This window comes from Streptomyces sp. NBC_01166 (genome assembly GCF_045039765.1).
Classification (GTDB): domain Bacteria; phylum Actinomycetota; class Actinomycetes; order Streptomycetales; family Streptomycetaceae; genus Streptomyces.
Window position 1 is genome coordinate 7,481,521 of record NZ_CP108613.1, and the last position, 17,710, is coordinate 7,499,230.

16 protein-coding genes and 1 riboswitch are annotated in these 17,710 nt (G+C 70.4%); of the genes, 13 read left to right on the forward strand and 3 right to left on the reverse strand.

Annotated features, from left to right (window positions below; genetic code table 11):
* The first annotated feature begins 56 nt into the window (after positions 1–56).
* The 10 genes from hpnE to OG379_RS33865 all read left to right on the forward strand — a co-directional run bounded on the left by hpnE (position 57) and on the right by OG379_RS33865 (position 11,772).
* A complete protein-coding gene (hpnE, locus tag OG379_RS33820) occupies positions 57–1,445 on the forward strand; it encodes a hydroxysqualene dehydroxylase HpnE (RefSeq protein WP_405666924.1) in 1,389 nt (462 codons plus the stop codon).
* Positions 1,442–2,545, forward strand: coding sequence for a polyprenyl synthetase family protein (locus OG379_RS33825; RefSeq protein WP_405666925.1), 1,104 nt, complete (start codon positions 1,442–1,444; stop codon positions 2,543–2,545). The genes hpnE and OG379_RS33825 overlap by 4 nt, the downstream gene beginning before the upstream one ends.
* A 104-nt stretch (positions 2,546–2,649) precedes the next feature.
* Entirely contained in the window at positions 2,650–4,662 is a 2,013-nt protein-coding gene (shc, locus tag OG379_RS33830) for a squalene--hopene cyclase (protein ID WP_393767428.1), read from the forward strand.
* 4 nt (positions 4,663–4,666) lie between these two features.
* Positions 4,667–5,326 (forward strand): 1-hydroxy-2-methyl-2-butenyl 4-diphosphate reductase, encoded by a 660-nt coding sequence (locus OG379_RS33835; RefSeq protein WP_405666926.1) that lies wholly within the window; start codon positions 4,667–4,669, stop codon positions 5,324–5,326.
* 6 nt (positions 5,327–5,332) lie between these two features.
* The gene (gene hpnH / locus OG379_RS33840) at positions 5,333–6,352 is read left to right on the forward strand and encodes an adenosyl-hopene transferase HpnH (RefSeq protein ID WP_393767432.1); all 1,020 of its coding nucleotides are present in this window, start codon (positions 5,333–5,335) and stop codon (positions 6,350–6,352) included.
* Between the two features lie 4 nt (positions 6,353–6,356).
* Positions 6,357–7,526, forward strand: coding sequence for a flavodoxin-dependent (E)-4-hydroxy-3-methylbut-2-enyl-diphosphate synthase (ispG, locus tag OG379_RS33845; RefSeq protein WP_405666927.1), 1,170 nt, complete (start codon positions 6,357–6,359; stop codon positions 7,524–7,526).
* A gap of 25 nt (positions 7,527–7,551) precedes the next feature.
* A complete protein-coding gene (gene dxs, locus OG379_RS33850; RefSeq protein ID WP_405666928.1) occupies positions 7,552–9,462 on the forward strand; it encodes a 1-deoxy-D-xylulose-5-phosphate synthase in 1,911 nt (636 codons plus the stop codon).
* A complete protein-coding gene (locus OG379_RS33855; protein WP_405666930.1) occupies positions 9,459–10,853 on the forward strand; it encodes an aspartate aminotransferase family protein in 1,395 nt (464 codons plus the stop codon). The genes dxs and OG379_RS33855 overlap by 4 nt, the downstream gene beginning before the upstream one ends.
* A gap of 57 nt (positions 10,854–10,910) precedes the next feature.
* Positions 10,911–11,531 carry a helix-turn-helix domain-containing protein gene (locus OG379_RS33860; RefSeq protein WP_405666932.1) on the forward strand — a complete coding sequence of 207 codons (621 nt, stop codon included), beginning with the start codon at positions 10,911–10,913 and terminating at the stop codon, positions 11,529–11,531.
* Positions 11,532–11,598: 67 nt separating this feature from the next.
* Entirely contained in the window at positions 11,599–11,772 is a 174-nt protein-coding gene (locus tag OG379_RS33865; protein ID WP_393767442.1) for a DUF6126 family protein, read from the forward strand.
* A gap of 9 nt (positions 11,773–11,781) precedes the next feature.
* Here OG379_RS33865 and OG379_RS33870 read toward each other — a convergent pair whose 3' ends face one another.
* A complete protein-coding gene (locus OG379_RS33870; RefSeq protein WP_405666933.1) occupies positions 11,782–12,606 on the reverse strand; it encodes a tyrosine-protein phosphatase in 825 nt (274 codons plus the stop codon).
* A 414-nt stretch (positions 12,607–13,020) separates the two neighbouring features.
* Positions 13,021–13,179: riboswitch (cyclic di-AMP (ydaO/yuaA leader) on the forward strand.
* Between the two features lie 4 nt (positions 13,180–13,183).
* Here OG379_RS33870 and OG379_RS33875 point away from each other — a divergent pair.
* Together OG379_RS33875 and OG379_RS33880 are read left to right on the forward strand one after the other, a co-directional pair.
* A complete protein-coding gene (locus OG379_RS33875) occupies positions 13,184–14,098 on the forward strand; it encodes a peptidoglycan DD-metalloendopeptidase family protein (RefSeq protein ID WP_405666935.1) in 915 nt (304 codons plus the stop codon).
* 176 nt (positions 14,099–14,274) lie between these two features.
* The gene (locus tag OG379_RS33880; protein ID WP_405666937.1) at positions 14,275–15,102 is read left to right on the forward strand and encodes an SGNH/GDSL hydrolase family protein; all 828 of its coding nucleotides are present in this window, start codon (positions 14,275–14,277) and stop codon (positions 15,100–15,102) included.
* A gap of 143 nt (positions 15,103–15,245) precedes the next feature.
* Here the strand turns inward: OG379_RS33880 and OG379_RS33885 are convergent, their stop codons facing one another.
* Together OG379_RS33885 and OG379_RS33890 are read right to left on the reverse strand one after the other, a co-directional pair.
* Positions 15,246–15,857 (reverse strand): TetR/AcrR family transcriptional regulator, encoded by a 612-nt coding sequence (locus OG379_RS33885; protein WP_393766591.1) that lies wholly within the window; start codon positions 15,855–15,857, stop codon positions 15,246–15,248.
* A gap of 54 nt (positions 15,858–15,911) precedes the next feature.
* Positions 15,912–17,111: a Glu/Leu/Phe/Val dehydrogenase dimerization domain-containing protein gene (locus tag OG379_RS33890; protein ID WP_405666938.1), complete on the reverse strand. Its 1,200-nt coding sequence runs from the start codon at positions 17,109–17,111 to the stop codon at positions 15,912–15,914.
* A gap of 155 nt (positions 17,112–17,266) precedes the next feature.
* On the opposite strand from OG379_RS33890, the gene OG379_RS33895 reads away from it, so the two are divergent.
* The gene (locus OG379_RS33895; RefSeq protein WP_405666940.1) at positions 17,267–17,701 is read left to right on the forward strand and encodes a PPOX class F420-dependent oxidoreductase; all 435 of its coding nucleotides are present in this window, start codon (positions 17,267–17,269) and stop codon (positions 17,699–17,701) included.
* Positions 17,702–17,710: the final 9 nt, after the last annotated feature.

Genomic DNA, 17,710 nt, shown 5'->3' on the forward strand with positions numbered 1-17,710 from the left:
ACCCCGGGGCGCCGCGGTGCGTCCCTGTCCGCGACGACACGGCGAAGGGAGCAGGCATGACCGGCCGGAACCCTCGGTCCTCCCGGGCAGTGGTCGTCGGCGGCGGCCTCGCGGGCGTCACCTCGGCGCTGCGTCTCGCGGACGCGGGGCTCGACGTGACCCTGCTCGAAGGCCGCCCCCGGCTCGGCGGGCTCGCCTTCTCCTTCCGGCGCGGCGACCTGTCCGTCGACAACGGCCAGCATGTCTACCTGCGCTGCTGCACCGCCTACCGCTGGTTCCTGGACCGGATCGAAGGGGCCCACCTCGCCCCTCTGCAGGACCGTCTCGACGTGCCCGTACTCGATGTGGGCCGGCCCGCCGGACCGCGGCTCGGACGGCTGCGCCGCACCGGACTGCCCGTACCGCTGCACCTCGCCGGCGGGCTCGCCGCCTACCCTCACCTCTCGCTCGGGGACAAGGCCGGGGTCGCCCGCGCCGCACTGGCGCTGGGCCGTCTCGACCCCGCCGACCCGGCGCTCGACGGCATCGACTTCGCCACCTGGCTCCGCCGCCATGGACAGTCGAGCCGCGCCATCGAGGCCCTGTGGGACCTCGTCGGCGTCGCCACGCTCAACGCCACCGCGCCCGACGCCTCCATGGCGCTGGCCGCGAAGGTCTTCAAGACGGGGCTCCTTTCCGAGCCGGGCGCCGCCGACATCGGCTGGGCGGCCGTGCCGCTCGGCGACCTCCACGACACCCTCGCCCGCAAGGCGCTCGAGTCGGCGGGTGTCGAGATCCATGTGCGCACCCGGGCCGGCTCCCTCACCCGCGCCGAGGACGGCCGCTGGGCCGTCGAGACCGACGGCGAACGGTTCGAGGCGGACACCGTCGTCCTCGCCGTGCCGCAGGGAGAGACCCACCGGCTGCTGCCCGACGGAGCGCTCGACGACCCCGGCCGGCTGCTCGACCTCACCGACGCACCGATCCTCAACGTGCACGTCGTCTACGACCGCGAGGTGCTGCGCAGACCGTTCTTCGCCGCGCTCGGTTCACCCGTGCAATGGGTCTTCGACCGCACGGCGTCCTCCGGCCTCCAGGGCGCCGGGCAGTACCTCGCGGTGTCCCAGTCCGCGGCGCAGGACGAGATCGACCTGCCCGTCGCCGAGCTGCGCAAGCGGTACCTGCCCGAGCTCGAACGGCTCCTGCCGGCAGCGCGAGGGGCCGGGATCCGCGACTTCTTCGTCACCCGCGAACGCACCGCGACCTTCGCACCCACGCCGGGCGTGGGCCGCCTGCGGCCGGGCACGCACACCCGCGCCCCCGGGCTGCACCTGGCGGGAGCATGGACCGCCACCGGCTGGCCCGCCACGATGGAGGGTGCCGTCCGCAGCGGCTTCAGTGCCGCGGACGCCGCGCTCCAGGCCCTCGGCCGGCCACACGAACATCCGCTGCAGGAGGCGGCATGAGCAGTACCACCGGAACAAGAGGAGAGTCTGTGACCCCGGCGAATCCGGCTTACGACACCGTGGCGGACACCACGGACGTCACCGTGCTTCTGGAGCGCGGAAGGGCCCTGTCAGCGCCGGTGCTGCGAGCTGCCGTGGACCGGCTGGCGCCGCCCATGGACACCGTCGCGGCCTATCACTTCGGCTGGATCGATGCCAAGGGCAGGCCGGCCGACGGCGACGGAGGCAAGGCCGTGCGTCCCGCACTGGCCCTGCTGTCCGCGGAAGCGGCGGGCGCCCCGGCAGAGGCCGGCATCCCCGGAGCCGTAGCTGTCGAACTCGTGCACAACTTCTCGCTGTTGCACGACGACCTGATGGACGGTGACGAGCAGCGCCGGCACCGTGACACCGTTTGGAAGGTGCACGGCCCCGCCCAGGCGATCCTCGTCGGCGACGCGCTCTTCGCGCTGGCCAACGAGATCCTGCTGGAGCTCGGCACCGTCGAGGCCGGGCGGGCCGCCCGCCGGCTGACCACGGCCAGCCGCAAGCTGATCGACGGTCAGGCCCAGGACATCTCCTACGAGCACCGCGAGCGGGTCACCGTCGAGGAGTGCCTGGAGATGGAGGGCAACAAGACGGGTGCCCTGCTCGCCTGCGCCGTCTCCATCGGCGCCGTGCTCGGCGGAGCCGACGACCGTACGGCCGACGTCCTGGAGGCGTACGGCTACCACCTCGGCCTCGCCTTCCAGGCGGTCGACGACCTGCTCGGGATCTGGGGCGACCCGGAGTCCACGGGCAAGCAGACCTGGAGCGATCTGCGCCAGCGCAAGAAGTCCCTGCCCGTCGTGGCCGCGCTCGCCGCCGGCGGCCCGGCCTCGGAGCGCCTGGGCGAGCTGCTCGCCGCCGACGCGAAGAGCAACGACTTCGACAGCTTCTCCGAAGAGGAGTTCGCCGCGCGTGCGGCACTCATCGAGGAGGCGGGCGGCCGTGAATGGACCGCCCAGGAAGCCCGCCGTCAGCACGCGGTAGCCATCGAGGCGCTGCACGGCGTCGACATGCCGGAACGAGTACGGGCGCAGCTCACCGAGCTCGCCGACTTCGTGGTCGTACGAAAGAGATGATGACCATCCAGATATGACTCGCAGTCGCCGGCGGGCGCCCCACGGGGCGCCCGCCGACGGAGACCCCAGCACAGCAGAGGACCAGACTGCACGAAGGGGAAGCCATGACAGCGACGACCGACGGAAGCACCGGGGCCGCGAACCTCCGCGCAGCCTCGACCAGCGATCCGACCGAATCAACCAACGCCGCGGACGACATCCTGGCCGTCGCGCGGCAGGCCGCGGAACGCTCGGTGGAGCACCTCCTCGGCAGGCAGGACGAGCAGGGCTGGTGGAAGGGAGACCTCGCCACCAACGTCACCATGGACGCGGAGGACCTGCTGCTCCGTCAGTTCCTGGGCATCCAGGACCCGGACACCGTCAAGGCCGCCGCCCGCTTCATCCGGGGCGAGCAGATGGGCGACGGCACCTGGAACACCTTCTACGAGGGGCCGGCCGACCTCTCCGCCACCATCGAGGCGTACGTCGCGCTGAGGCTGGCCGGCGATCTGCCGGACGACCCCCACATGATCCGCGCGGCGGGCTGGGTCAGGGAACAGGGCGGCATCGCGGAGTCCCGCGTCTTCACCCGGATCTGGCTCGCGCTCTTCGGCTGGTGGAAGTGGGACGACCTGCCCGAGCTCCCGCCCGAGCTGATGTTCTTCCCGAAGTGGGTCCCGCTCAACATCTACGACTTCGGATGTTGGGCCCGCCAGACCATCGTGCCGCTCACCATCGTGTCCGCGAAGCGGCCCGTACGGCCCGCCCCCTTCACCCTCGACGAGCTGCACACCGATCCGGCGTGCCCCAATCCGCCCAAGCCCGCCGCACCGGCCGCGAGTTGGGACGGACTCTTCCAGCGGCTCGACCAGGCGCTGCACCTCTACCACAAGGTGGCCCCCCGCAGGTTGCGGCGCAGCGCCATGAACGCCGCCGCCCGCTGGATCATCGAACGCCAGGAGAACGACGGCTGCTGGGGTGGCATCCAGCCCCCCGCGGTGTACTCCGTCATCGCCCTGCACCTGCTCGGCTACGACCTCGACCATCCGGTCATGCGGGCCGGGCTCGAGTCGCTCGACCGGTTCACCGTGTGGCGTGAGGACGGCGCCCGCATGATCGAGGCCTGCCAGTCGCCGGTCTGGGACACCTGCCTCGCCACCATCGCCCTCGCCGACGCGGGGGTGAGTCCCGACCATCCGGCGCTCGTGAGAGCGGCCGACTGGATGCTCGGCGAGGAGATCGTGCGGCCCGGCGACTGGTCCGTACGCAAGCCAGAACTGGCGCCGGGCGGCTGGGCGTTCGAGTTCCACAACGACAACTACCCCGACATCGACGACACCGCCGAAGTCGTCCTGGCGTTGCGCCGAGTCCGCCACCCCGACCCTGCCAGGGTCGAGTCGGCCATCGCGCGCGGAGTGCGCTGGAACCTCGGCATGCAGTCACGCAACGGCGGCTGGGGAGCCTTCGACGCGGACAACACGAGCCCGTTCCCCAACCGCCTGCCGTTCTGCGACTTCGGCGAGGTCATCGACCCGCCGTCGGCCGATGTCACCGGACACGTGGTGGAGATGCTCGCCGTCGAGGGGCGGGCGGACCACCCCCGTACCCGCCGGGGCATCGAGTGGCTGCTCGCCGAACAGGAGGCGAACGGCGCGTGGTTCGGGCGGTGGGGCGTCAACTACATCTACGGGACGGGCTCCGTGGTGCCCGCGCTGATCGCCGCCGGGCTGCCGGCCGCGCACCCGTCGGTGCGGCGGGCCGCCGAATGGCTGAAGTCCGTCCAGAACGACGACGGAGGCTGGGGTGAGGACCTGCGGTCCTACCGGGAGGAGAAGTGGATCGGCCACGGCACCTCGACCGCCTCCCAGACCGCGTGGGCGCTCCTCGCCCTCCTGGCGGCGGGGGAGCGGGAGAGCAGGTCCGTGGAACGGGGCGTCGCCTGGCTGGCCGGGACCCAGCAGCCGGACGGGTCCTGGGACGAACCGCACTTCACCGGGACCGGTTTCCCGTGGGACTTCTCCATCAACTACCACCTGTACCGGCAGGTCTTCCCCCTCACCGCCCTCGGCCGGTACGTCTACGGGGATCCCTTCGCAACCGCTGCCGGTATCGGCGCGGGCACCGGCAAGGGGGCCTGAGCCGATGGGGGGTCCACAGGAGCCGCCCGGTCCCACCACGCCGCTGCTGATCGCCTGCGCGCTCGGCATCGAGCGCTTCGCCCTGCGCACCGGCAGGAGGGGAGGCGCCCCGGGCCCCGGGCCCGTGAGCATCATCAGGTCCGGGATGGGCCCCCGGGCCGCCGAGAGCGCCGTCCGGCTCGCCCTGGGACTGGACGGGGCCGGAGGCACCGCGGTCATCGCCTCCGGCTTCTGCGCCGGGCTGGAACCCGGCATGCACCCGGGCGATCTGGTGGTGGCCGAGGAGACCCGGGACCACGGCGGCACCACCGCCTGCACGGGCACCGGCCTGCTGGTCGACGCGCTGGTCAGGGCGGCGCCCGGACGTACCGTCCACACGGGTCCGCTCAACGGCTCCGCACATGTCGTCCGGGGTCCGGAGCGGGCCTCGCTCCGGGCCACCGGCGCCATCGCGGTGGACATGGAGTCCGCCGCCACCCTCCGCACCGCCGTACGGACGGGGCCACGCCCCGTTGCCGCCGTACGGGTGGTCGTGGACGCCCCAGAGCATGAGCTCGTCCGCATCGGCACGGTCCGCGGTGGAATATCGGCATTCCGCGTTCTTCGTGCTGTCCTTCCGGCTTTCCATGAATGGCACCGATCTTTGCTGCTCCCCAGGAGGTGAGCCCAGATGGCCATGCCGCTCCGTCAGTCCATCAAGGTTGCGACGTATCTCTTCGAACAGAAGCTCCGCAAGCGTGAGAAGTTCCCGCTGATCGTCGAATTGGAGCCCTTGTTCGCCTGCAATCTGGCGTGCGAGGGCTGTGGGAAGATCCAGCATCCGGCCGGAGTGCTCAAGCAGCGCATGCCGGTCGCCCAGGCGGTCGGGGCGGTGCTGGAATCAGGCGCCCCGATGGTCTCCATCGCCGGTGGCGAGCCGCTGATGCACCCGCAGATCGACGAAATCGTGCGTCAGTTGGTGGCGAAGAAGAAATACGTCTTCCTCTGCACCAACGCCATGCTGATGCGCAAGAAGCTCGACAAGTTCACCCCGTCGCCGTACTTCGCCTTCGCGGTGCACATCGACGGGCTGCGCGAGCGGCACGACGAGTCGGTCGCCAAGGAAGGCGTCTTCGACGAAGCGGTGGAGGCGATGAAGGAGGCCAAGCAGCGCGGCTTCCGGGTCACGACCAACTCCACCTTCTTCAACACCGACACCCCGCAGACCGTCATCGAGGTGCTGAACTTCCTCAACGACGAGATCAAGGTCGACGAGATGATGATCTCGCCCGCCTACGCCTACGAGAAGGCCCCCGACCAGGAGCACTTCCTGGGTGTCGAGCAGACCCGCGAGCTCTTCAAGAAGTCCTTCGCGGGCGGCAACCGGAGCCGCTGGAGGCTCAACCACTCGCCGCTCTTCCTGGACTTTCTGGAGGGCAAGGCCGACTTCGCCTGCACGGCCTGGGCGATCCCCAACTACTCGCTCTTCGGCTGGCAGCGGCCCTGCTATCTGATGAGCGACGGGTACGTCCCCACCTACCGGGAGCTCATCGAGGACACCGACTGGGAGAAGTACGGCCGCGGCAAGGACCCGCGCTGCGCCAACTGCATGGCGCACTGCGGCTACGAGCCCACCGCGGTGCTCGCCACCATGGGGTCGCTGAAGGAATCCCTGCGAGCGGCCCGGGAGACGATCGGCGGGAACCGGTGACGTCATGAGAGAAGGAGGGCCGGTCGTACTGGGTCTCCCGGAGCTGCCGGCCCGGCCTCTCGCGGTGCGCCGCCCCTCGCGGCGCATCCAGGTCGGGTCGGTGGCGGTCGGCGGGGACGCACCGGTCTCGGTGCAGTCGATGACGACGACGCGTACGTCGGACATCGGTGCGACGTTGCAGCAGATCGCGGAGCTGACGGCTTCGGGCTGTCAGATCGTGCGGGTGGCGTGTCCCACGCAGGATGACGCGGACGCGTTGGCGACGATCGCGAGGAAGTCGCAGATCCCGGTGATCGCGGACATCCACTTCCAGCCGAAGTACGTGTTCGCGGCGATCGACGCGGGCTGCGCGGCGGTCCGGGTGAATCCGGGCAATATCAAGCAGTTCGACGACAAGGTCAAGGAGATCGCGAAGGCGGCGGGGGACGCGGGGACTCCGATCCGTATCGGGGTGAACGCGGGTTCGCTGGACGCGCGGCTGCTGAAGAAGTACGGCAGGGCGACGCCGGAGGCTCTGGTGGAGTCGGCGCTGTGGGAGGCGTCGCTCTTCGAGGAGCACGGTTTCCGGGACATCAAGATCTCGGTGAAGCACAACGACCCGGTCGTGATGGTGAACGCGTACCGTCAGCTGGCTGCGCAGTCGGACTATCCGTTGCACCTGGGTGTGACGGAGGCGGGTCCGGCGTTCCAGGGGACGATCAAGTCGGCGGTGGCGTTCGGGGCGCTGCTCTCGGAGGGGATCGGGGACACGATCCGGGTCTCGTTGTCGGCGCCGCCGGCGGAGGAGGTCAAGGTCGGTCTGCAGATCCTGGAGGCGCTGAATCTGAAGCAGCGCCGGCTGGAGATCGTGTCGTGTCCGTCGTGCGGGCGTGCGCAGGTGGATGTGTACAAGCTCGCGGATCAGGTCAGTGCGGGTCTGGAGGGCATGGAGGTCCCGCTGCGTGTCGCGGTGATGGGCTGTGTCGTGAACGGTCCGGGTGAGGCCCGTGAGGCCGATCTGGGTGTGGCGTCGGGCAACGGCAAGGGTCAGATCTTCGTGAAGGGCGAGGTCATCAAGACCGTGCCCGAGTCGAAGATCGTGGAGACCCTCATCGAGGAAGCCATGAAGATCGCGGAGGGTATGGAGGAAGCGGGGGCACCCGGCGGGGCTCCCGCCGTGACCGTGAGCCGATAGCAGGAGCAGAGAGAGGGGCCCGGGCGTGACGATGCTGGAATCCATCAAGGGGCCGCAGGATCTCAAGGCACTGAGCCGACCGGAACTCGGTGAACTCGCCGAGGAGATCAGGGCGTTCCTCATCCGGGCGGTGACGAGGACGGGCGGTCATCTCGGCCCCAACCTCGGCGTGGTCGAACTCACCATCGCCCTGCACCGGGTCTTCGACTCACCGGTGGACCGGATCCTGTGGGACACAGGGCACCAGAGCTACGTGCACAAACTGCTGACCGGGCGGCAGGACTTCTCCAAGCTGCGGAGCAAGGGCGGCCTCTCCGGCTACCCCTCCCGCGAGGAGTCCGAGCACGACGTCATCGAGAACTCCCACGCCTCCACCGTGCTCGGCTGGGCCGACGGCCTCGCCAAGGCCGACGAGGTACTGGAGCGCGGGCGTCATGTCGTGGCGGTCATCGGTGACGGGGCCCTCACCGGCGGAATGGCCTGGGAGGCGCTCAACAACATCGCCGCGGCCAGGAACCGCCCGCTGATCATCGTCGTGAACGACAACGAGCGCTCCTACTCTCCCACCATCGGCGGGCTCGCCGACCACCTCGCCACCCTCCGCACCACCGACGGCTACGAGCGCTTCCTGTCCTGGGGCAAGGAGGTGCTCCAGCAGACGCCGGTCATCGGACAGTCGCTGTACGGGTCGCTGCACGGTGCGAAGAAGGGCTTCAAGGACACCTTCGCACCGCAGGGCATGTTCGAGGACCTGGGCCTCAAGTACGTCGGCCCGGTCGACGGACACGACACGGCGGCGGTCGAGTCCGCACTGCACCGGGCCAAGCGTTTCCACGGCCCGGTGCTGGTGCACTGCATCACCGAGAAGGGCCGTGGCTTCGCGCCCGCCCTGGCCGACGACGCCGACCGGTTCCACACGGTCGGCAGGATGGACCCGCTGACCTGCGAACCACTCGTCGTGCCCGCCGCGCCTTCCTGGACGTCGGTGTTCGGCGACGAGATCGCGGAGATCGGGGCCGAGCGCCCGGACGTCGTCGCGATCACCGCGGCGATGCTGCATCCGGTCGGGCTGACCCGCTTCGCGGAGAAGTTCCCCGACCGGATCTGGGACGTCGGGATCGCCGAACAGCATGCGGCGGTCTCCGCCGCCGGGCTGGCCACCGGAGGTCTGCACCCGGTCGTCGCCGTCTACGCGACCTTCCTCAACCGGGCCTTCGACCAGCTGCTGATGGACGTCGCCCTCCACCGCTGCGGGGTGACCTTCGTGCTGGACCGGGCCGGTGTCACGGGGGTCGACGGCCCCTCGCACAACGGCATGTGGGACATGTCCGTGCTCCAGGTCGTCCCGGGTCTGCGGATCGCGGCCCCACGCGACGCCGACCGGCTCCGTGAGGAGCTGCGCGAGGCCCTCGACGTCGACGACGCGCCCACGGTGGTGCGGTTCCCCAAGGAGTCGGTGGGGGAGCCCGTCGCGGCCGTCGGGAGGATCGGCGGGATGGACGTCCTGCACAGGGCCCCCGACCCGGACGTCCTGCTGGTGGCCGTCGGCGTGCTCGCCCCGGTCTGTCTGCAGGCCGCCGACCTGCTCGCCGGATCCGGAATCCGCTGCACGGTCGTCGACCCGCGCTGGGTCAAACCGGTCGACGAGCAGCTGCCCGCGCTCGCCGCGCAGCACCGGCTGGTGGCGGTCGTCGAGGACAACAGCCGGTCGGGCGGGGTCGGCTGGGCCGTCGGACAGGCACTGCGGGACGCGGGCGTCGACGTACCGCTGCGGACGTTCGGCATCCCCGAGCAGTTCCTGGCTCACGCCGGGCGTGGTGAGGTACTCGCCGAGATCGGGCTCACTCCGGTGGAGATCGCCGGACGCATCAGCGCGGTGCTGGAGCGCCGCACGACCGTGCGAGAGCGGAACATGCCGAAGGAGAACGGGGCATGAAGGACGAACAGCCGGGCTTCGATCTGACGCGGCTCCTCGCGGAACGGGGGGCCGAACGCTACGAGCTCCACACCCGGCACCTCAACCACCAGCTGCCGCGGATGCTCCACACCCTCGGTTTCGACAAGGTCTACGAGCGGGCCGAGGGTGCGCACTTCTGGGACGCGGAGGGCAACGACTACCTCGACATGCTCGCCGGCTTCGGTGTGATGGGGCTGGGCAGGCACCATCCGGTCGTACGCAAGGCGCTCCACGACGTCCTGGACGCCTCGCTGGCCGACCTCACCCGCTTCGACTGCCAGCCGCTGCCCGGACTGCTGGCCGAGAAGCTGCTGGCGCACAGCCCGCACCTCGACAGGGTGTTCTTCGGCAACAGCGGTACGGAGGCGGTCGAGACCGCGCTGAAGTTCGCCCGGTACGCCACCGGCAAGCCGCGGATCCTCTACTGCGACCACGCTTTCCACGGACTGACCACCGGCTCGCTCTCCGTCAACGGTGAGAAGGGCTTCCGCGACGGATTCGCGCCCCTGCTGCCGGACACGGCCATCGCGCTCGGCGACCTCGACGCGCTGCGGCGCGAGCTGAAGCGCGGCGACGTGGCCGGGCTGGTCGTGGAGCCGATCCAGGGCAAGGGCGTCCACGCCTCACCGCCCGGCTTCCTGCGCGAGGCACAGGATCTGCTTCACCGGCACAAGGCCGTGCTCATCGCCGACGAGGTGCAGACCGGGCTCGGCAGGACCGGTGACTTCTACGCGTACCAGCACGAGGAGGGCGTCGAACCCGACCTGCTCTGTGTCGCCAAGGCGCTCTCCGGCGGCTATGTCCCGGTCGGGGCGACGCTCGGCAAGGACTGGATCTTCAAGCGCGTCTACTCCTCGATGGACCGGGTCCTCGTCCACTCCGCCAGCTTCGGCTCCAACGCCCAGGCAATGGCGGCCGGGCTCGCCGTCCTCGCGGTGATGGAGCAGGAGGAGACCGTCGCGAACGCCCGCCGCACCGGTGATCTGCTGCGCGAGCGGCTAGCCGCTCTGGTCGGCCGTTACGAGCTGATGCACGAGGTGCGCGGCCGGGGCCTGATGATCGGCATCGAGTTCGGCCGGCCGTCCTCCCTCAAGCTCCGCAGCCGCTGGGCGATGCTGCAGGCCGCCCGCAAGGGGCTCTTCGCCCAGATGGTGGTCGTGCCGCTGCTCCAGAAGCACCGGATCCTCACCCAGGTCTCCGGTGATCACCTGGAGGTGATCAAGCTGATTCCGCCGCTGGTCATCGGGGAGCCGGAGGTCGACCGTTTCGTCACCGCCTTCACCGCCGTCATGGACGACGCACACAGCGGGGGCGGGCTGATGTGGGACTTCGGCAGGACACTGGTGAAACAGGCCGTGGTCAACCGCTGATGTTGCCTCTGAGGCAAATTATTTGCCTCAGAGGATAAATCCTGGCCCAATGGAGGCATGAATCCTCCTGACGGAGGGGTGGCCGACGAGCTCCCGGGGGTCGCGCCACGCCTACGCGACCTGCGCCGCAATCGCGGCCTCACCCTGGAGAGCGCGGCGGGACGGGCGGGGCTCTCCCCGGCCCACCTCTCCCGGCTCGAAACGGGCCGGAGGCAGCCTTCGCTGCCGATGCTGCTCGGCCTCGCCCGGGTCTACGGTACGACCGTCTCCGAGCTCCTGGGTGAGATGCCGCCCGAACGTGACGCGATCGTCCGCGGCGGCCCGCCCGCCGGCACGCCCCGCTCGAACGAGCCGGGCGGCTGGCTCTACCGGCAGGCGGGCGGGCCGGGCCGCGCCATGCAGGCGCTGCACGTCCGTGTCCCGTACGGCGTGGAGGACGACCTCGTGCGCGTCCACCCCGGCGAGGAGTGGCTCTACGTCCTCGACGGCAGGCTGCGGGTCGTGCTCGGCGAGACCGTGCACGACCTCGATCCGGGGGACAGTGCGCACTTCGACTCGCTCACCCCGCACCGGATCGCGGCTCTCGACCCCGGCGGGGCGCGACTGCTCTTCGTTCACACGCTGCTGCAGAGCCCGGCCGCCGAGTTGTGCCTGGGCAGCGGGATCCACCGGCTCTGAACCCGCACACCCGTACCGTGCGCCCCCTTCGCCACCCCGGCCCGAGCGGCCGGTAGAGAGGACTGTCATGTCCGATTCGGAGTACTACGACCCGCTCACCCCGCGCAGGCCGAAGAGCAAGGACACGCAGGAGCGGCGGATGCCCCGCGGCGTAGTGATCCGGCTCTTCGCCTATCTCGTGGCCGGACACGTCATCGCGGGCTTCCTCTTCCTTCTCTTCACCGTGGCCGGCAAGGGCTGACGCCCGGCGTCACGCGCCCTCGACGAGTCGGGCACGCAGCTTCGCGCGGGTCTCGGCGCTGATCTTCAGCCCTTCCAGGAGATACCGGTCCGTGCTGCCCCAGATCTCGTCGATGGTCTCGAACGCCGCGGCGAGGTATTCGGCACGGGCGCCGAAGAGCGGATTGAGCAGTTCCATCACCTCGTCGGACATCCCCACCGCTGAGGTGTCGCTGCGGCGCACCTTGTAGCGGCGGTGCGCGTCGTTCGACTTGAGGTAGTCGGCCTCGATGGCCTCCTTCTCGACGCCGACCGCGAGCAGGGAGATCGCGATCGAGAGGCCGGCCCGGTCCTTGCCCGCCGCGCAGTGCATCAGCGCCGGCACGCTGTCCTCGGCCAGCGCGTGCAGCACACGGCTGTGTTCGGCGGTGCGGTCCTTGATGATCGAACGGTACGAGGCGATCATCCGCCCCGTCCCCTTGCCGTCGGCCAGGATCGAGCGCAGCTGCTGGATGTTGCCGTCGCGCACCAGCCGCCAGAACTCCGCGCCGTCCGCCGGGTCGGAGAGAGGGATGCTGACATTCCGGACGCCGGGCAGCTCCACGTCAAGACCGTCGAGCTTGTGGTCCGCCGCGTTGCGGAAGTCGAAGATCGTGTGCAGCCCGAGCCCGGCGAGGAAGGCGGCGTCGGCCTCCGTGGCGTGGGCGAGGTGGCCGCTGCGGTAGAGGCGCCCGTACCGCACGGTGCTGCCGTCGACGGTCGGAAGCCCGCCGACGTCGCGGAAGTTGCGAACACCGGTCAGGTCGATGTCCGTCGGCTCGGGGCCGACCGGCGGGACCTCTGGCAGCTGCGTCACAAGGGCTCCTGGGGTGTCGGGCGTCGGCGCCGCTCGCCGACGGGGGCACGCCCGCGACGATACGACATGGCTGCATCGGACAACTGTCTCGGCTGCCGTGGTCCTGGTCTCCCTGGGCGGACGAGATCGCGTCATGTCCGTATTGGTGTATTTAGCAGAACATGCCCCGCTTGTGCGGGAGATGAGGTGAGGCAGGTGAGCGGGATCATATCCGTGACGGTGTGTGGTGAGGGTGCCGGGGGGTATTCCGGACGCCGTGCGGAAAGCCAAGATCGGTAATCCACGGAGTGTGACGGGAATTCCGCGCCGGAAATGAAGCGTGGATTCCGGTCCGGAATCCACGGCTTGTTCGCGACGTCCCCGCTCGCTTACGGTCACGGTCAATCCGGACGGAACGCCTAATCCTGCCGCCGCCCGGAATCCGCACCGACTCACGTGTGGCAGGAGCGGGGGAACCAGGTAAGCCGCCGGCCGGAGGGATCCGGTACGGCTCGGGGTCAAGACGCGCACCGCGCGGCCGGGCATCTCCAGTCCGAACCCGACAGCTCACCTCGCAGGCGCCGGAGAGGAAATCCCCATGCCCGCAAAAGGCAAGCACCGTCGTACGAAGACCGGCCCGATCTCCCGAGGCGTCCTTGCCGCAGGGACCGGCGGCGCCGTTCTTGCCCTCCCGCTGATCGGCGCCACCGGCGCACACGCCGCCGAGCAGGCCGCGCCGGCCGCCAAGTCCGCCTCCGCGCACAGCGCCCCGGCCTCGGCGAAGAGCGCCCCGAAGACCTACTCCGTGGTCTCCGGCGACTACCTGGCGAAGATCGCGGGCGACCAGAAGATCAAGGGCGGCTGGCAGAAGCTGTACCAGGACAACCGTGACGTCGTCGGCGAGAACCCCAGCCTGATCCTCCCGGGCATGAAGCTGACCCTCGGCGCCAAGGCTTCCGGCTCCGCCGAGGCCGCGCCCTCCAAGTCCGCCCCGTCGGCGGCGAAGAAGGCCGCTCCGGCCGAGAAGAAGGCCGCACCGGCCGAGGCGACGTCCGCTCCCGCGGCCAAGACCGCCGACACCGGCGCGTCGGAGGAGAGCACCGGCTCCGGCTGGGTCACCCCGGTCGAGAACGCCAACGTCACCACCCAGTACCGCGCCTCGGGCGCCAGCTGGTCCAGCGGCTACCACACCGGCTCCGACTTCCAGGCGGCCTCCGGCACCAGCGTCCGGTCCATCGGCCCGGGCACCGTGGTCTCCGCCGGCTGGAGCGGCTCGTACGGCAACGAGGTCGTCATCCAGCACAGCGACGGCATGTACTCCCAGTACGCCCACCTGTCCTCGCTCGAGGTCTCGGCCGGTCAGACCGTCACCGGCGGCCAGCAGATCGGCCTCTCGGGCACCACCGGCAACTCCACCGGCCCGCACCTCCACTTCGAGGTCCGGACCGGCCCGAGCTACGGCTCCGACGTCGACCCGATCGCCTACCTGCGTTCGCACGGCGTCTCCATCTGAGACACGCCATCCGAGGGTGTCATCCCGGGCTGAAGGGGAGGGGCGGTGCGCGCTTGCGCACCGCCCCTCCCCTTATTCCGGCTTTACCAAAAACTGACCGGGTGGTCTTTCTCACCACCCGTCAACCCCTTATTACGGTCGCGTAGGTCACAATCGAAGGTGCAAGATAAGCCCTTGTGGCAGACGATTCGAGAAACAAACAACGAGGCATCATCGGGTCGTACGCAGCGATTGGCGACAGCTTCACCGAGGGCGTCGGAGACCCCGGCCCCGGCGGGACACTCGTCGGCTGGGCCGACCGGCTCGCGGTGCTCCTCGCGGACCAGCTCCCGGTTCCCGGCGCGGTGGTCGCCCCCGCGGACGACACGCACGGCAACTTCCGGTACGCCAATCTCGCCGTACGCGGACGGCTCCTCGACCAGATAGTCGAGGAACAGGTCCCCCGCGCCAAGCAGCTGGCACCTGATCTGGTGAGCTTCTGCGCCGGCGGCAACGACATCCTCCGTCCCGGCTCCGACCCGGACGATGTGGCAGAGCGCTTCGAGCGTGCGGTCGCCGACCTGACGGAGGCGGTCGGCACGGTCATGGTCACCACCGGCTTCGACACCCGTGGCATCCCCGTGCTCAAGCATCTGCGGGGCAAGATCGCCATGTACACCGCCCATGTCCGGTCCATCGCCGACCGCTACGACTGCCCGGTGCTGGACCTGTGGTCCCTGCGGTCCGTGCAGGACAGGCGGGCGTGGGACAACGACCGGCTGCACCTCTCGGCGGAGGGACACACCCGCGTCGCGCTGCGGGCCGCCCAGGTCCTCGGCCTCCAGGTGCCGGCCGACCCCGACCAGGTGTGGCCCCCGCAGGTACAGCGCGGAGCGCTCGAGGTCCGGCGCGACGACATCCAGTGGGCGCGCGAATACCTCGTCCCGTGGATCGGCCGCCGACTGCGCGGGGAGTCCTCCGGGGATCACGTCGAGGCCAAGCGCCCCGACCTCCTGCCGCTCTGACCGCTCGGCCGCTGCCCCGTCGTCGGGGGCCGGCCACGGGGAGCGGACGCCGGGCCGGGCCCGGCGGAACGAGCCCGTCCGATGCGGATACCCGCACCGGGCGGGCAGGTATCCGCTCCGGTAGGCGCAGCAGCGCCTGCCCCTCAGGCGGTCAGGACCTCGTGGTCGATGCCGAGTTCGCGGGCGAGCGCCTCCTCGGTCCACTGCAGCATGGTGGCCCGGGAGAGCGGACCCGCGTACGAAGTCATCTGGACGGCCAGCCCGTCCAGGAGCGCTGTCAGCCGCCAGGCCACGGACATCGGGTCGTCGCAGTGGAACTCGCCCGCCGCGGCCCCCTCTTCGATCACCTCGGCCAGCTCGGCCTTCCACTGCTGGTCGAGGTCTCCGGCCACCTCGCGCAGCACCGGGTCACGGAGGGCGGAGGCCCAGCCCTCGATCCACAGCCGCCAGCCCTTGGCCTGTCCGGTCGGCGCGTACCAGCGCACGGCGGACCTGAGCCGCCGGACCGCGCTGGTGCGCCGGGTCAGCAGCTTGCGCAGATGGGCGAGATCGGCCTCCGCCGCGTACGCGAACGCGGCGGCCACCAGTTTCTCCTTCGACGAGAAGTGGTAGAGCACCAGCGCGTTGCTCACCCCGAGAACGGCGGCCACATCGGCGATCCTGACCGCGGACACGCCCCGGACCTCGATCTGCTCGACGGCAGCTCGCAGGAGCTCCTCACGTCGCTCCGCCACACTCAGCCGCACTCTCGCCACGCCGTTACCCTAACCAACGCTCCGGCGCCGGCATCCGGCCCCCGTGCCCAGGGCCTACCGGTACCAGCCGAACCGCTCCGCCATCACCGGCAGACGGTCCGCGACGAGCGCGTGCGCCGCCGCCCGCGGGGTGCAGCCGTCCGCGGCCGCCCGCTCCAGGACGCGGTCCGTCAGGACGCGCATCGAGCGGCGGGTGTGTCCGAACGCCTCCTCCGCATCGGGTCCGATGTCCCCGAACAGCGTCCACCACCACCACGCGTTCGTACCGGAGTTGACGACCACATCGGGGAGAACCGTGATTCCGCGCTCGGCCAGCAGTGTCTCCGCTTCCGGGAGCACCGGCATGTTGGCCGCCTCGACCACCCAACGGGCCGTGACCGAGGCCTGGTTCACGGCGTCCACGGCGTACGACACCGCGGCCGGGACCAGCACCTCGACGTCGGCGGCCAGCCAGGCGTCGGCCGGCAGCTCCTGGTCCCCGTCGCCCAGCGCGCGCCGGTCCACCGCCCCGTGTGCGTCCCGGGCGGCCAGCAGTGCCTCGACGTCCAGGCCGGCGGGATTGGCGATGGTGCCCTTGATGTCCGCGACCGCGACGACGGACAGTCCGGCCCGGGAGAGGAAGCGGGCCGTCGCCCCGCCCATGGTGCCGAGCCCCTGGAGGGAGACCCGGGCACCGAGGTGTGGCACACCCGCCCGGTCCAGTGCGGCGAGCGTGGATTCCGCGACCCCGCACCCACCGACCAGCTCGTCCAGCCCGATCCCGTCAACCGTGACCGCGAAGGCGTCCGCGAGCCGTCGCCGTGCGCCCACCTCGTCGTCCAGCAGGGGATAGACCGCCTGGACCGTGGAGACGAGGCCGGCCTCGGCCGCGGCCCGGTCGACGAGATCCTGGCTCAGCCCGAGATCCTCGCCGGTCGTCCAGACGTTCTCGATGTACGGACGCATCGCCCGCAGGAAGCGGACGAGCACCCCGTAGGCGGCCGGATCGCGCGGGTCGCAGTCGATGCCTCCCTTGGACCCGCCCAGCGGGATGTAGCGCGTCCGCGGGGCGCCGGCGTCGAAGTGCAGGGCCTCCTTCATGGTCATGCCCCGTGCCAGGCCGGCCACCTCCGCGAGAGTGCAGCCCTTCCTCATCCGCAGGCCCCCGCTCGACACCCCGCGCACCAGCCGGTCGACGACGAGGTATCCCTCGGTGCCGGTGACGTGGTCCGTCCAGGTCAGGGACACCAGCGGGGCGGGGGAGAGGGACTGCATCGGGCGGCTCCTGGATTCACCTGGGTCGATTTACTGAACAGCGAGTCAGTATCAAGAGGGTGGGACGCGGCTGTCAACGCGTGTGGAACACCGGATGTGACATCGTCGTACGCCCGATGCGGAATCCTGCGGGGGGTACGGACGTTGGAGTCGGCATGACGGAACCCTCGCGTGCGGCGCTGCTACGACTCTTCGGGGAGTACGACGGCGGGGTGCTGGTCACCCTCAAGCGTGACGGCAGGCCCCAGCTGTCCAATGTGAACCACGCCTATTACCCCGAAGAAGGGGTGATCCGCGTGTCCATCACCGAGGGGCGTGCGAAGACCCGCAATCTCCGCCGGGACCCGCGTGCGAGCTACCACGTGACCAGCGAGGACCGGTGGGCCTGGACCGTCGCCGATGTCACCGCCGAGCTGACCCCGCCCGCCGCCGACCCGCACGACGCGGTCGTGGAGCAACTGGTCTCCCTCTACCGGGACGTGCGGGGTGAGCACCCGGACTGGGACGACTACCGCCGGGTGATGGTCCAGGACCGCAGAGTCGTCCTGACCCTGCGGATCGAGCATGTGTACGGCCAGCCGCGCGCCTGAGGCGGGACC